The sequence below is a fragment of the Desulfobotulus sapovorans DSM 2055 genome, from assembly GCF_059569355.1.
In genome coordinates, this window is sequence record NZ_JCANVJ010000017.1 from 1 (window position 1) to 13,964 (window position 13,964).

At 49.7% G+C, this 13,964-nt stretch carries 15 protein-coding genes and 1 other RNA gene; all 16 read right to left on the bottom strand.

Annotation, left to right across the window (positions count from 1 at the left end):
* A partial coding sequence (locus BR04_RS11635; protein WP_496354900.1) for a transposase occupies positions 1-143 on the bottom strand: 143 nt, incomplete at its 3' end.
* 188 nt (positions 144-331) lie between these two features.
* Complete coding sequence (gene rny, locus BR04_RS11640) at positions 332-1,894, bottom strand: ribonuclease Y (protein WP_496356187.1); 1,563 nt, start codon at positions 1,892-1,894, stop codon at positions 332-334.
* Positions 1,895-2,438: 544 nt separating this feature from the next.
* A non-coding RNA gene (gene ssrS, locus BR04_RS11645) (6S RNA) lies at positions 2,439-2,619 on the bottom strand.
* A gap of 2 nt (positions 2,620-2,621) precedes the next feature.
* The gene (gene zapA / locus BR04_RS11650) at positions 2,622-2,933 is read right to left on the bottom strand and encodes a cell division protein ZapA (RefSeq protein ID WP_496356188.1); all 312 of its coding nucleotides are present in this window, start codon (positions 2,931-2,933) and stop codon (positions 2,622-2,624) included.
* A gap of 136 nt (positions 2,934-3,069) precedes the next feature.
* Positions 3,070-3,300, bottom strand: coding sequence for a hypothetical protein (locus tag BR04_RS11655; protein WP_496356189.1), 231 nt, complete (start codon positions 3,298-3,300; stop codon positions 3,070-3,072).
* Between the two features lie 52 nt (positions 3,301-3,352).
* Positions 3,353-4,114, bottom strand: coding sequence for an NTP transferase domain-containing protein (locus tag BR04_RS11660; RefSeq protein ID WP_496356190.1), 762 nt, complete (start codon positions 4,112-4,114; stop codon positions 3,353-3,355).
* Positions 4,115-4,223: 109 nt separating this feature from the next.
* A complete protein-coding gene (locus BR04_RS11665) occupies positions 4,224-4,646 on the bottom strand; it encodes a F0F1 ATP synthase subunit epsilon (protein ID WP_496356191.1) in 423 nt (140 codons plus the stop codon).
* Positions 4,647-4,664: 18 nt separating this feature from the next.
* Positions 4,665-6,080, bottom strand: coding sequence for a F0F1 ATP synthase subunit beta (gene atpD, locus BR04_RS11670; protein ID WP_496356192.1), 1,416 nt, complete (start codon positions 6,078-6,080; stop codon positions 4,665-4,667).
* Positions 6,081-6,120: 40 nt separating this feature from the next.
* Positions 6,121-7,008, bottom strand: coding sequence for an ATP synthase F1 subunit gamma (gene atpG, locus BR04_RS11675; protein WP_496356193.1), 888 nt, complete (start codon positions 7,006-7,008; stop codon positions 6,121-6,123).
* 46 nt (positions 7,009-7,054) lie between these two features.
* On the bottom strand, positions 7,055-8,572 hold the full coding sequence (atpA, locus tag BR04_RS11680; RefSeq protein ID WP_496356194.1) for a F0F1 ATP synthase subunit alpha: 1,518 nt from the start codon (positions 8,570-8,572) through the stop codon (positions 7,055-7,057).
* Positions 8,572-9,123, bottom strand: a complete 552-nt coding sequence (gene atpH, locus BR04_RS11685) for an ATP synthase F1 subunit delta (protein WP_496356195.1) — start codon at positions 9,121-9,123, stop codon at positions 8,572-8,574. Before atpH ends, atpA begins: the two co-directional genes overlap by 1 nt.
* Positions 9,120-9,665: a F0F1 ATP synthase subunit B gene (locus tag BR04_RS11690; RefSeq protein ID WP_496356196.1), complete on the bottom strand. Its 546-nt coding sequence runs from the start codon at positions 9,663-9,665 to the stop codon at positions 9,120-9,122. The genes atpH and BR04_RS11690 overlap by 4 nt, the downstream gene beginning before the upstream one ends.
* Before the next feature lie 20 nt (positions 9,666-9,685).
* Complete coding sequence (locus BR04_RS11695; RefSeq protein WP_496356197.1) at positions 9,686-10,114, bottom strand: F0F1 ATP synthase subunit B family protein; 429 nt, start codon at positions 10,112-10,114, stop codon at positions 9,686-9,688.
* A 323-nt stretch (positions 10,115-10,437) separates the two neighbouring features.
* Positions 10,438-11,541, bottom strand: coding sequence for a rod shape-determining protein RodA (gene rodA, locus BR04_RS11700; protein WP_496356198.1), 1,104 nt, complete (start codon positions 11,539-11,541; stop codon positions 10,438-10,440).
* Positions 11,542-11,575: 34 nt separating this feature from the next.
* Positions 11,576-13,417 carry a penicillin-binding protein 2 gene (gene mrdA, locus BR04_RS11705; RefSeq protein WP_496356199.1) on the bottom strand — a complete coding sequence of 614 codons (1,842 nt, stop codon included), beginning with the start codon at positions 13,415-13,417 and terminating at the stop codon, positions 11,576-11,578.
* Positions 13,401-13,964, bottom strand: a complete 564-nt coding sequence (locus tag BR04_RS11710) for a hypothetical protein (protein ID WP_496356200.1) — start codon at positions 13,962-13,964, stop codon at positions 13,401-13,403. The genes mrdA and BR04_RS11710 overlap by 17 nt, the downstream gene beginning before the upstream one ends.

The window sequence follows — 13,964 nt, forward strand, 5'->3', positions numbered from 1 at the left end:
GGGATGCCCGCGCGGTACCGGTAAAGAACCGCCTCCACAAACAAGCGATTATCCCTGGCCGTACACCCGACATGGCCTTCCCGGCCTGGAAGCAAATCCCTGATCCGATCCCACTGATCATCTCTTAATCCATAACGTCTTATCATTGAAGGGTCCTCCCACAGCCCATCAACAGAAAAGCACAAAACCACCTCATTGTGAATCCGGAAAATTCTCAGCCGCACAATTGATGACACACCCTAGTTTCCCATACCGCCTACAACAACAATATTACCAAAACATAGACAGAAGGTATAAAGTTCTAATGTTAACGTGGCATACCTGAAAACGACTATTTATTGGCGTAATCCACAGCTCGGGTTTCCCGAATTACCGTAACCCGAATCTGCCCAGGAAAGGTCAAGTTTTCTTCGATCTTCCGCGCGATATCTCGGCTTAACAAAACCGATTCATCATCGGAAATTTTATCACTTTCCACAATCACCCGTAATTCCCGACCCGCCTGAATGGCATAGGAATTGGCAACACCCCCGAAGGAGCAGGCAATTTTTTCGAGGTCTTCCAAACGTTTCACATAATTTTCAAGCAACTCTTTACGGGCTCCGGGACGGGCTCCGGAAAGACTGTCCGCCGCCTGAACCAAGAGATCATACACAGATTCAGGCGGGACGTCCTCATGGTGCGCAGCAATGGCCTGGACAACCTTGGGGGCTTCTCCAAATTTCTTGGCCAGCTTGGAACCAATGAGGGCATGGGGTCCTTCGACTTCATGATCCACAGCCTTTCCAAGATCATGCAAAAGCCCCATCCGCTTGGCAAGCTTTACATTCAATCCCAGCTCAGCTGCCATGATACCACAAAGAAAACCGACTTCAACGGAATGCTGTAACACATTTTGGGCATAACTGGTTCGGAACTTAAGACGACCCAAAACCTTAATCAGCTCAGGGTGTATACCATGAACCCCCAAATCAAAAGCTGCCTGCTCACCGGCTTCTTTGATCGTCTGTTCAACCTCTTCTTCTACAGTTTTCACGACATCTTCAATTCGTGCCGGATGAATACGGCCGTCGGCAATAAGTTTGGTCAGCGCCAAGCGTGCAACCTCTCTACGGACAGGGTTAAAACCCGAGAGAATCACGGCTTCAGGAGTATCATCAATAATCAAATCTATCCCTGTAGCCGCTTCAAGAGCACGAATATTGCGCCCTTCCCGCCCAATAATACGGCCTTTCATTTCATCATTCGGAAGAGGAACAACAGAAACAGTTCGCTCCGCCACAAAATCTCCCGAGAAACGCTGAATGGCTGTGGCCAGAATTCGCTTTGCCTCCTTGTCTGCCTCTTCTTGCGCCTCAGTCATAATCCGCTTGACCAATTTAGCACCTTCATAACGTGCATCATTTTCCATGGAACGAAGCAGTATTTCCTTAGCCTGCTCGCTGGTAAGACCTGAGATTTTTTCCAGTTCAGCATGTTGTCTTTCCACCAGCACATCCAGTTCAGCAGACTGCAACGATAGCTTTTCTTCTTTTTCCACAAGCCTGTACTCAAGCTTCAGGAGATCCTGTTCTTTCTGCTCATTCTGACTATGCTTCTTATCAAGATTTTCCTCCTTCTGAATCAAGCGCTGTTCCTGCTGCTTTAGCTCTGAACGGATTTCAGCCGTCTCTACATCAAACTGACTTTTCATCTTGAAAAGTCGATCCTTTGCTTCAACCTCAGCCTCTTTCAACAACCCATCAGAACGACGTCTGGCATCTTCCAGCAGCCGAACAGCCTCACTGTTTGCAGATTTTTCATTCTGGGCGTCAATCTGCTGCCTCACCCAGTACGCAAGACCAAAACCCGCCGAAAATGCCAGCAGACCTATCACTACATCATATCCTGTCATGCACGATCTCCCCGTTCAAAAACCAGATACACCCCATTCATATCCATACTCCCGGAAGAACTGACGGGGTTTCCAATACTCATTCACTGCAAACCCAAGAATATTTAAAACAATACGAATTAAAAACTCTTCGCAACCATAAGATACCATCATTCATGACAATCACACTGCCCCTAAAAAAACATGACAGGAGCAATTTTCCAGCATGATACTCGCTACATCCGTTTATCATACGTATAAAGCTGCTTCTCTCACATACCTGAAACTTACAATCTTAACACTACAGCATTTCATTGCAGTAAGCTGCCAGACCCGATCACCTTTCAACGATAAATAATTTTATCTTCCTGAAAACGAAGGGAAACCTAAATAAGACAACAAAACAGCACACGCAAACCAGCAAAGGAGAAGATCTCCCTGCCCTCCAAAAGCAGAAAAATAAAAAAAATCAAATACTTATAATATATAAAGACATGATCACTTCATAACAGAAAAATCAAGGAGAAAATAAGGAGAGAAACTGGGAAGGATGGTATGCTGTTAATTTACCCCCGCACATGCCGTGTTGGTAAAACCTTTGAACCGTAGGGTTCAAGTGGGTACCTTGTGACGCCTTCAGGCTTTTCTGCGCTATGCCAGAACATGCACACCGGCGCCAGAGAAGGCTCCCTTATTTTGTAACATTGGGTCAAAGGGCATAACAATCACGTACACAGCAGGGGCTTTTTTATTTCTCTGCAAATAAAGATTGGGGTATTGTTTCTAACGATACAAGTAACTTATCAGATCTCAGCCGCAATTCTGATATTGTCTCAGCATGCTGACGCTTCAGATTAAAATACGCATTGGCAATATTCATACTTGCAAGGAGGAGCTTTGCCGTTTTGGTAACGGTTTTTGACTGAGACCCAAGATCCCTTTCCACATTGGCAAGCTCCGCCATTAAAAGATCAGCGACTTCATGCGCATTGGCAACACCCGTCTCCGCCTTAAACTTGTACACCTCGCCAAACATATGAATCGTTACGATGGTATCCAAGACTCGTTATATGCAGACCATTAGGGTTATACTACATTTCTGGTGAATAAACACAGATCATATATTACTGAATATCAGCCCTGACTTTTTCTTAAATCCAAAAAGTCCAAGATACTGATCCATATCATCTGCCAATTCAGAATGCATCAAGCCTTTCAAGAAGAGCATCTATTTTCTGTTGCATGCTTTCTTCTTCCTGCATCCGCTCCAATTCCCGGCTTTCCATCTCTGCCAGAAGCTCCTCTTTTGCGGCCAGCTTGGCTTTCAGGCTGTCACGTTCTTCTTCCAGAATCCGGTAATGAGAAAGCAGGCTCTCTACCTTGGCTTCTATTGCATCAAATCTGCCTAAAATAACATCTCTTTCCAATTTTCACCTCTTCATCCTTGGAGATCAGTATAATCACCCACGGTAAACGAAGTCAAGGAAATTGCATGGGGGCTGGTATGAGTCCTAAAAATTCTTCCGCTTCCTTTAAATTTTCCGGTGTATTAATCCCCATAACCTCTTCCGGGCAATCGGCATGAATACATTCTACCCGCATACCGGCCCTTACCGCGGCCCCTACAAGATCCGTAAGATAATATTCACCCTGTGCATTATCCGGTTGAATATCCATTATTTTCTGTTCCAAAAAACTCCGCTCAAAGCAATAGAACCCTGTGTTGATAAGCTTAACCTGCTTTTCTTCTGGGGTAGCATCTTTTTCCTCTGCAATGGCATGCACACTCCCATCAGGGGTACAAAGAACACGACCGTATCCCTTTGGATTTTCAAGCCTGGTTACAAGCAACGTCAAAGCCGAACGGGCCTGTAGCTGACACTCGAAAAGTGTTCGCAATGTCTTTTCCCGGATCAGTGGCGTATCCCCGCACAGTACCATGACCTGTGAACATGTTTCCGGAATCAGGGGAAGTGCACAGCGTAGAGCATGTCCGGTTCCCAACTGCTCATCCTGCTGGGCAAAAGAAAGGGGATAGATCGACAGACATGATTTTACTTCGGAAGCCTGATGTCCCACAACCACAATTCCCCTACCCGGACAAAGCGACAACACTTTCTCGACAACCCACTGAATCATGGGCCGCCCCCCCAAAGGATGCAATACTTTGGCAAGATTCGACCGCATCCGGGTTCCCTTACCTGCTGCAAGAACAACAACCGCAAGCCCGTTATTCTCCATATGCACCTACTCCGTCATGCAGCCTTCTGGCAATACCTTCAGACCCATGAAGAAAAGGGCAAGCCTCCATTTCGAAGGCTTGCCCTTGAATAGATAAAGATGCCCGATATCAGATATGATCTTCCCCAGCTGCAAGGCGTATTCTCTGAATCGATCTTGAAAGAGCTGCATGCGCACGAATAAAATCAACTTCTTCTGTCCGACTTTTCTTTTCCATGCGCTCTTTAGCCCGCTGATAGGCAGCTTCCGCACGTTTCAGGTCAATATCCTTCCGACGCTCTGCGGCTTCTGCAAGCACGGTCACCTTACCAGGAAGGACTTCTGCAAATCCCTCCCGGATAAATACATAACGAACCCTTCCGGTAGCGTCCTCATAGCGCAGGGCACCAAGCTTCAGCGCCGTAAGAAATGAGGTATGACCAGGCAGCACACCGAATTCTCCGAGAAGCCCCGGGGCTACAACGGTCTGTACACTTTCATCTACCACCACACGCTCGGGGGTTACAATCTCAAGCTTGATACTGGCTGCCATAAGGCCCCCTTCGTTATTTTATTCTGCGGCCATACGTTCGGCTTTAGCAATAGCTTCCTCAATGGAGCCAACCAGGTAAAAAGCCTGTTCCGGAAGCGCATCATGCTTGCCTTCACAAATTTCACGGAAAGAGCGGATCGTGTCTTCAATTTTCACGTAACAACCTGGAATCCCGGTAAACTGCTCCGCAACGTGGAAAGGCTGAGAGAGGAATCGCTGTACTTTACGGGCACGGGCAACGATAAGTTTATCCTCGTCAGAAAGCTCATCCACACCCAGAATGGCAATAATATCCTGAAGATCTTTATATTTCTGGAGAATCTGCTGTACAGTACGCGCCACCCGGTAATGTTCTTCCCCGATATAGTTGGGATCCAGAATACGGGATGAAGAATCCAGTGGATCTACCGCAGGATAAATCCCAAGCTCCGAAATGGCACGGGAAAGCACCACCGTACCATCCAGGTGGGCAAAGGTAGTGGCTGGAGCCGGGTCTGTAAGGTCGTCAGCAGGTACATATACACACTGTACCGCAGTAATAGACCCTTTATCCGTGGATGTAATGCGTTCCTGCAGTGCCCCCATTTCCACAGCCAGAGTAGGCTGATAACCTACAGCGGAAGGCATACGTCCCAGGAGGGCAGAAACTTCGGCACCTGCCTGGGTAAAACGGAAAATATTATCAATGAAAAGAAGGACATCCTGACCTTCAACATCCCGGAAATATTCTGCTTCTGCAAGAGCAGAAAGAGCCACACGCGCACGGGCTCCCGGAGGTTCTGTCATCTGCCCATATACCAGGGCACATTTGTGAAGAACACCGGAATCCTTCATTTCATGGTACAGGTCATTTCCTTCACGGGTACGCTCCCCGACACCCGCAAATACGGAAATACCACCATGATGCATACCGATATTGTTAACCATCTCCATCATGATGACGGTTTTACCAACCCCGGCCCCACCAAACATCCCCATCTTGCCGCCACGGGGAAAGGGCACCAGAAGGTCAATAACCTTAACACCCGTTTCAAGAACACGAACAGAGGTATCCTGGGAGGTAAAAGCAGGTGCCGAACGATGAATGTCCGATGTTTTGGACATATCGATAGGCCCCATGCCATCTACAGGACGACCAACGACATTCAGAACCCTCCCCAGAGCAGCTTCTCCCACGGGCATCTGTATGGGTCTTCCCGTATCCTTAACAGGCATACCCCGTACCAGACCATCGGTAACGTCCATGGCTATGGTGCGCACCATGTTGTCCCCCAGATGCTGGGCCACTTCCACAACAAGGTTGTCTTCCTCACCATTGATTGCGGGGTTGCTGATCCAAAGGGCTGTCAGGATAGCGGGCAGATTTCCCGGCTCGAACTCCACGTCCACAACCGGCCCCATGACCTGCTTGATCTTTCCAATATTTTTACTCATCGTATTGTCTCCGTAACATCAAAGATATCGGGTCTCCGTACTATCCGCGAAGGGCCTCCGCACCACCCACAATGTCCATCAGGTCATTGGTAATCGCCGCCTGACGAGCCTTGTTGAAAATCCTGTTCAGATCCTTGATCATATCATTGCAGGCACGGGTTGCGTTATCCATGGCGACCATTCGTGCGGCATGTTCACTGGTGGAAGTTTCCAGCAGGGCACGATAGATCTGGATATGGACATTCCTCGGAAGCATAGCGTTGAGAAGAGCCTCTGGCGAAGGCTCACAGATATGCTCAGGGATATACACGTCTTTCGTATTCTCTTCCGTATCCCCAGCCTCAATGGCAGGGATCGGAAGAAGCTGGTGTACAGAGGGAACCTGACGGCTCATACTCTGAAATTCCGGATAGAGAATATGCACCTCATCGTAGGTACCCTCCAGAAATTCAGCAATCAATTTCAACCCAGCGGCAGAGGCCACACTGAAGCCAAAAGTTGTTCCAACGATACCCAGATGGATATCCTTCAGCTCTCCACCTGTTTTCCGAACCCAGTCCCGGCCCTTTTTCCCAAAAACAGTAAAGGAAACCTCAATATCCTTCTCCAGACCCTGTATCCAGCGATCCGCCATTTCCAGAATATTGTTATTAAATCCCCCGCAAAGACCTCGGTCAGACGTGCAAATAACAAGATGAACTTTTTTTACCTCATCCCGGGGAATCAAAAGAGGACTTGCGCCTTCTCCAGCCCTTCCGGCAAGACCTCCCAGCACTTCTCCGTATTTAACCGCGTAGGGACGAAAGGCACTCATCCGCCGTTGCGTACTCCGGAGCCGGGAAGCCGCGACCATGTTCATGGCCTTGGTGATCTGCTTGGTCTTCTTGACCCCTGAGATCTTCGTTTTGACTTCCTTAAGCGTTGCCATGGAATCACCTTATTTCGAGTCAGTGTTTGCTGAGCAGACGGCCAGGCTACTTAATGGTATCCTGGAATTCATCGCCATAGGCCTTAAGGGCCTCATTCAGCTTTGCTTCTGTCTCTCCAGAAAGTTTCTTTTCTTCGGCAATGCTTTTCAGCATATCCGCATAACGGGCTTCCAGGAAGGCATGCAGACCGGCCTCATACTTGGCAACCATATTTACAGGATATTTATCTACATAGCCCTTGGTACCGGCATAGATAATGGCAACCTGATTCTCAAGTTTCAGAGGTTTGAACTGGGGCTGCTTCAAAATTTCAACAAGACGGGCACCACGGGTCAGCTGACGCTGGGTGGCGGCATCAAGGTCAGAGCCAAAAGCCGCAAAGGCTTCCAGTTCACGATACTGTGCCAGATCCAGACGCAGGGTACCTGCAACCTGCTTCATGGCCTTGTCCTGAGCAGAACCCCCAACCCTGGATACGGAAATCCCAACGTTTACCGCCGGACGTACGCCGGAAAAGAAAAGGTTGGGTTCCAGGTAAATCTGACCATCGGTAATTGAAATAACGTTTGTGGGAATAAAGGCTGCAACGTCCCCTTGCTGTGTTTCCACGATGGGAAGGGCCGTAAGGGAACCTGCTCCTAAAGCATCGGAAAGCTTGGCAGCACGCTCCAGAAGACGGGAATGGTTGTAAAAAACGTCTCCGGGGAAAGCTTCACGTCCGGGAGGACGACGGAGCAGAAGGGATACCTGACGGTAAGCCGCTGCCTGCTTGGAAAGATCATCATAGATAATCAGGGCATGCTCACCCTTATCCCGGAAATACTCACCCATGGCACACCCAGAATAGGGGGCAAGGTACTGCAGGGCCGCAGGGTCAGAGGCACAGGCAGAAACAACGGTAGTATACTCCATGGCACCGTTTTCTTCAAGAACGGCAACCACTTGGGCAACGGTAGACTGTTTCTGCCCGCAGGCAACATAAATACACTTTACACCACTGTTCTTCTGATTGATGATGGCGTCAATGGCCACAGCTGTTTTGCCGATCTGACGGTCACCAATGATCAGTTCGCGCTGACCACGACCAATGGGAATCATGGCATCAATAGCCTTAAGCCCCGTATACATGGGTTCATGGACACTTTTTCTGTCCACAACACCGGGAGCCACCACTTCAAGACGGCGGAACTCCGTTGTATTAATGGGTCCTTTTCCATCCAGGGGCTGCCCCAGGGTATCCACCACACGACCCAGCATGGCTTCCCCTACGGGAACCTGCGCGATACGTCCGGTGCGCTTGACCACATCCCCTTCTTTAATGGCAGTATCCGGACCCATGAGGGCGATCCCCACGTTATCCTCTTCCAGGTTCAGCGCAAGGCCGAACACACCGCCGGGAAATTCAATCAATTCAAGGGCCATCGCTTTTTCAAGGCCATAAACTCGTGAAATTCCATCGCCAACAGACAGGACAACACCGGTTTCGCTGAGCTGAACGCTCTTGTCGAAATCCTTGATTTGCTCCTGGATGATCTGGCTGATTTCTTCCGCTTTGATTTCCATCAGATACCTTCACCCCTTTTAAAAGATTCTCTCAGATTCCGTAACTGGGTTCTGATACTACCATCATAGACCAGATCCCCGACCTTGGTGACAATGCCACCGATAATCCGGGGATCCTCATCCACATCAAGGACCACATCCCGGTTTGTCATCCGGACAAGGGCTGCACGGATACCCTCCACAGCCACATCACTCAGGGCAACAGCGGATGTAATCCGCGCACGGGCAATATTCTGAAACTCATCGGCAAGCTGCTGATAGGAACGTTCCACATCCCCTAGCCGTGCCACTCTGCCTTTATCAAAAAGCAAAAGCAGAAAAGAACGCATCACCCTGGACAAATTCATTTTTTGCAGCACGGCATCAAGAATCTGTCTCCGGGCTATCCGGGCATAGAGGGGATTGGAAAGCATCTGGTACAGATTGCCATTATCCCGAAACACAGTGCAGACCCCTTCCAGTTCTTTCCGGTAGGTATCCATCTGCCCATCTTCTTTTCCGATTAAAAGCAAGGCTTTGGCATATCGCCTTGCAAGGGCAAGATTTTTCACGACGCCACCACCTTTTTAAGATACTCTTCCGTCAGACGCTCGTGATCGTCCGCTCCGATTTTTTCCTGAATCAGAGACTCCGCTCTCTCCAGCGCCTTTTCCATGATATCTACCTGCAACACGGCACGGGCTCGGGCAAATTCATGTTCAATATTGCGCTGCGCCTGTTCACGCATCTTTGCAGCAGAGGCTTCCGCTTCCGCAAGAATCCGCTGCTTGGATGCCTCGCCCTGCATACGGTACTGCTCAAGAATTTCCTTGGCCTCCGTGTCCATGGCTTCCAGTTGCCGCCGATACTCTGCCAGATCTTTCTCAGCGGCAAGTTTGCGTTCTTCCAGATCCGCAAGCTGCCGTTCAATGCCCGCTATACGATCATTCAAAAAACTGGCTATCGGCTTTCTCAAAACGAAATACAAAAAAACAACGAGAACGGTAAAGTTCATAACCTTATAAGTATCCGTAGCCCGCCAGACACTTTCTCCGCCCCCTGCAGCAAAGGCTACGCCTGCTCCTGAAAACAGAACCAGCGCAGTCAAAACCAACCACCTACCCCTTGCCTCCATCAGATTGCCCTCCCGAGAATCTTCTCTGCAATGGCAGAAGCAAAGACATCTACCTGAGCAGCCAGTGTCTTCCGGGCTTCCTCGGCTTCCGAAGCAATGCGCATACGGAATGCTTCAAGATCCTTCTGGACGCTGTCCTGAATCTCAGCTATTCGCCTTTTTTCCTCTGCACTGACGCTTTCAACCAGAGCGTTCTTTTCTTTCACCCCGGAAGTCCGGGCTTCCCGGATCCCAGCCCTCACGGATTCAAGACAGGCTTTTCCCTCTGCCTGCATACGGGAAACAGCCGATTCAAGATCATCGACCGTATCTTTCCGCTTCCCCAAAATCCCGCGTATGGGCTTGTACAGCACTGCGTTCAGCACAACGATCAGCACAACAAAGTTGAGGATCTGAATCCCTAGGGATCCGTCCACGCCGATGTTCATAAATGCCCTCCAGAGTTCGTTCGTTCCAGATCTTTTTGCGTACCTGTGCCCTCACCGAACCGATATACGGCTTGCCGAACATCCGTCGAATACGCACAGACCTAAACTTAATTCGGGCTACCTAGCATTGAAACACAAAAAATGTCAAAGGTTTTTTAAAAATCCCTTGATATTCTAAGGATATTTTCCCATAAAGCCTCCTTTTCATATAAAATTTAACCTTCCTGCTCCAAAGATCACAGTACTCTCCGGATACAAACACTGACCCAGAGTCAGTTTTAAAAACACTCCGGAACAGACAACAGTAAAACGGCCATCTCTTTTTATTCCGTAAGAAATCTGCGCATGCTGATATTCATTAAGATTCCCACCCCCATCAGTGTGGTCACCACAGAAGTCCCCCCATAACTGATCAGGGGTAACGGTACCCCCACAACGGGCAAAAGTCCCATAACCATCCCCATATTGATAAAAATATGCCAAAAATTCATAATGGTAATACCCACAGCCAGAAAAGTGCCAAAGGGATCCCGACAGCGATAGGCCACGTTCAGACTCCAGGCGAGAAACAACAGATAAAGAAAAAGCAGAACGGCACATCCCACAAATCCCCATTCCTCCGCCAATACAGAAAGGATAAAATCCGTATGTTGTTCTGGCAGAAAATTTAAGGCGTTCTGCGTCCCTCCCAAAAAACCCTTACCGAATAACTGACCAGAACCAATGGCAATTTTTGACTGAATAATATGGTATCCCGTCCCAAGAGGATCCCTTTCCGGATCCAGAAACGTCAAAACTCTCTGCTTCTGGTAGTCTTTCAAAAAAAGCCATATCAGAGGAACAGCGGAAAAACCCGCACAGAAAAGAGCCAGAAGGGTATTGCGTTTCAGACCGACAAAAAGGGTAAGACAACCGCCTATGGCAAAAAGAAGCAGGGCTGTTCCCAGGTCAGGCTGACGTACAATTAGAACAAAAGGAATCAAAACCAGCAGAAAGGGATACAGGAGATCCCGAAGCCCCAGGCCTTCACCCGTAAAATTCCTTGCAAAATATTTAGCCAGAACAATGCACAGAGCAATCTTCATCAACTCCGATGGCTGTATGGAAATAGGCCCCAATGCCAGCCAACGTCGGGCCCCCCCACCGTACTTCCCAAAAAACATCACCGCAAGAAGAAGAAGAATCCCCCCCGCATAAATCACCCCACCCCACTGATCCAAACGGCGATAACTGAAAAAAAGGAGGCAAAGCATACCAGAGCCGCCAATGGCAAACCAAAACAGCTGCTTGACCAGCAAGCCTTCCTGTGTACCGGTGCCACTGGCATAAACCGCACTGTAGAGAATGGTGCTGCCCACCCCTGCAAGGAGCAGGGTCAGCATGAAAAGCCCCCAATCAAAATATGTAATGAGCCTGCGATCAAACATGGCTTGTCTTTCAAAAAAAAAAGACCCTGAATCTTCAGGAGTCGGGCTGTTCTTCTTGATCCGGTTTCAAGTAAGCACGAATAATTTCCGCAGCAATGGGAGCCGCCACAGTTGACCCCGCTTCGCCATGCTCCACAATGACAGCAACCGCGATTTTCGGGTTGACATAAGGCGCAAAAGCCACAAACCAGGCATGGGGCTCAAAGCCTGGCCTTGCAGAGGATAGGTCATCCTCACTTTTACGGCTGAGAACCTGAGCTGTCCCTGTTTTACCGGCGATATCCAGATCCGGATCCCGTATCTGCCTTGCCGTCCCCGTGGAACGGTTCACCACATCCCAGAGTCCCTTTCGAACCAGCTCCAGATTTTCCGGTGTCACGGGAAGGTAACCGCGAATTTCCGGGGTAAAGGGTTCTACGAGGTTTCCTTCTGCCCCCCGGATTTCATGAACGACCTGAGGACGATACAGCGTCCCTCCATTGCCTACGGCTGAAATCATGACGGCTGCCTGCATACAGGTTGCCAGGTTGTACCCCTGGCCGATAATTACGGAAAGGGTTTCCCCTCCCTGCCAGGGAACCCCCATTCTTCGCAGCTTCCAAGCCGCCGTTGGTACCAGACCCGCTTCTTCATGGTCAAGATCCACCCCTGTCCGGCGTCCGAAGCCTGCCGCCTTGGCGTACCAGGCCAGGCGATCTACTCCCAGACGCTGCCCCACCTGGTAAAAATAGACATCGCAGGATTGCTCCAGTGCTTCCACAAGATTGAGACTGCCATGCCCCGTCCTTTTCCAGCAGCGGAAGTTACGATCTCCATAGGCATGGGAACCGGAACAGAAAAAACGGGTTCCCGCATCCACCACCCCTTCCTCCAACGCCGCAATGGCGGAAACAATCTTGAATGTGGATGCTGGCGGATACAGCCCCTGTATGGCCTTGTTCTCCATGGGTCTCTCGGGGTTGTCACTCAAGGCCTTCCAGTCTTCTGAGCCGATTCCCTTCACAAAAAGATTCTGGTCAAAAGACGGACTGGAAACCATGGCCAAGATCTGACCACTGCCAGGATCCATGGCCACCGCAGCCCCCACACGGTTTTCCATAAGTGCCTCGGCCCGGGCCTGCAGTTCTCTGTCCAGGGTAAGAAAAAGACTGTTTCCCGGTCTGGCAGGTACGGTCTGAAGAATCCGCACAACCTGCCCCCTGACATTGACTTCAACCTGACGCCCCCCCCTTTCGCCACGGAGCACGTTTTCATAGACCCGTTCCACACCGGTTTTCCCTAAAAAATCTCCTCCCCGCAGATCCGAATTCTCCGTGCGTCTCAGCTCCTGAAGACTGATTTCACCGAGATAGCCGATAAGGTGAGCTGCAAGGCCGGGATACATGTACTGTCGCCGGGGTTTGGCCTCAATCCGCACACCATGCAGATCATAACGACGGGCGCTGAGCCGTCCCACCACATCCCTGTCCAGATCCTGCCGCAGCAAAACGGCCCGATACCCCGGCCCCTTGTTCCGTTCCAGATTTTCCTCCAGTTCCGCAAGGGGAATATCGGAAAGGGCAGCAAGACGCTCCAAAACCGCATCCATGGGCCTGGCATCCGCAGGGACAATCAAAAGATCATAGGCAGGCCGGTTATCTACCAGCAATACCCCATGGCGGTCATAAATCAGGCCCCTGTGAGGTAAAATAGTCTGAAGTCGGATACAGTTATTTTCGGATAGCCGGGCATACTCCTGCCCCTGTATGATCTGGAGATAAAAAAGACGTGCCAGCAGAAACAGAAAAAAAACAAGTGCCACACAGAACAAGAATAAAAGCCTGCGCCTTGTATCGTCAGGGTCTGAACGTTTCAGGAGTTCAGAATCGGGAGCCATCGCTACCCTTGCCCTTCACCGCATGAACACCCAGAATCCCCACTTCATTCCCCTTCCCTACCTTCGCATCCGACACAAAGTGCCGGTGCATTTTCCGGAAAAACCACAAAAACACAGGACAGAAAATCAGGGCTGAAAGCATCTGAGGAAATAAAATTCGAAGGCCATCCAGCCAGAGCTCCCGGACAGAAACCTCAGCACGCAGCCCCAGAGAAAGGATGGTGAAAAAATTTTCTAGAAAAACACCGGACAGAAGTACCAGCAGAGAAAACAGGAGACTGCCTCCCCTTAAGAAACCACTCAGCCACCGGACAATGAAAAAAACCCAGAGAAAGGTGAAAAGAAAAACCCCCGGCGGAGCACCGGACAGACCATCCAGTATGCAACCGGCGACAAGGGTAAGCAGCAAACCTGGAAAAAAATCCGCCTCAAGACCAAGGTACAGCACATACACCAGCAGGGGATTGCAAAAAAGATGCTCTGAAAAAAAAACACTCATCACAAGGGTGAGCCCAGAGATCATCAGGTAATGAAACAGGCCACCCAT

Excerpts from the sequence above, each read along its gene's own strand:
- rny (WP_496356187.1), bottom strand. The coding sequence starts at position 1,894 with ATGACAGGATATGATGTAGTGATAGGTCTGCTGGCATTTTCGGCGGGT.
- BR04_RS11660 (WP_496356190.1), bottom strand. The coding sequence starts at position 4,114 with ATGGAGAATAACGGGCTTGCGGTTGTTGTTCTTGCAGCAGGTAAGGGA.
- BR04_RS11665 (WP_496356191.1), bottom strand. The coding sequence starts at position 4,646 with ATGGCAGCCAGTATCAAGCTTGAGATTGTAACCCCCGAGCGTGTGGTG.
- atpD (WP_496356192.1), bottom strand. The coding sequence starts at position 6,080 with ATGAGTAAAAATATTGGAAAGATCAAGCAGGTCATGGGGCCGGTTGTG.
- atpG (WP_496356193.1), bottom strand. The coding sequence starts at position 7,008 with ATGGCAACGCTTAAGGAAGTCAAAACGAAGATCTCAGGGGTCAAGAAG.
- atpA (WP_496356194.1), bottom strand. The coding sequence starts at position 8,572 with ATGGAAATCAAAGCGGAAGAAATCAGCCAGATCATCCAGGAGCAAATC.
- BR04_RS11695 (WP_496356197.1), bottom strand. The coding sequence starts at position 10,114 with ATGAACATCGGCGTGGACGGATCCCTAGGGATTCAGATCCTCAACTTT.
- rodA (WP_496356198.1), bottom strand. The coding sequence starts at position 11,541 with ATGTTTGATCGCAGGCTCATTACATATTTTGATTGGGGGCTTTTCATG.
- mrdA (WP_496356199.1), bottom strand. The coding sequence starts at position 13,417 with ATGGCTCCCGATTCTGAACTCCTGAAACGTTCAGACCCTGACGATACA.
- BR04_RS11710 (WP_496356200.1), bottom strand. The coding sequence starts at position 13,964 with ATGGGTGGCCTGTTTCATTACCTGATGATCTCTGGGCTCACCCTTGTG.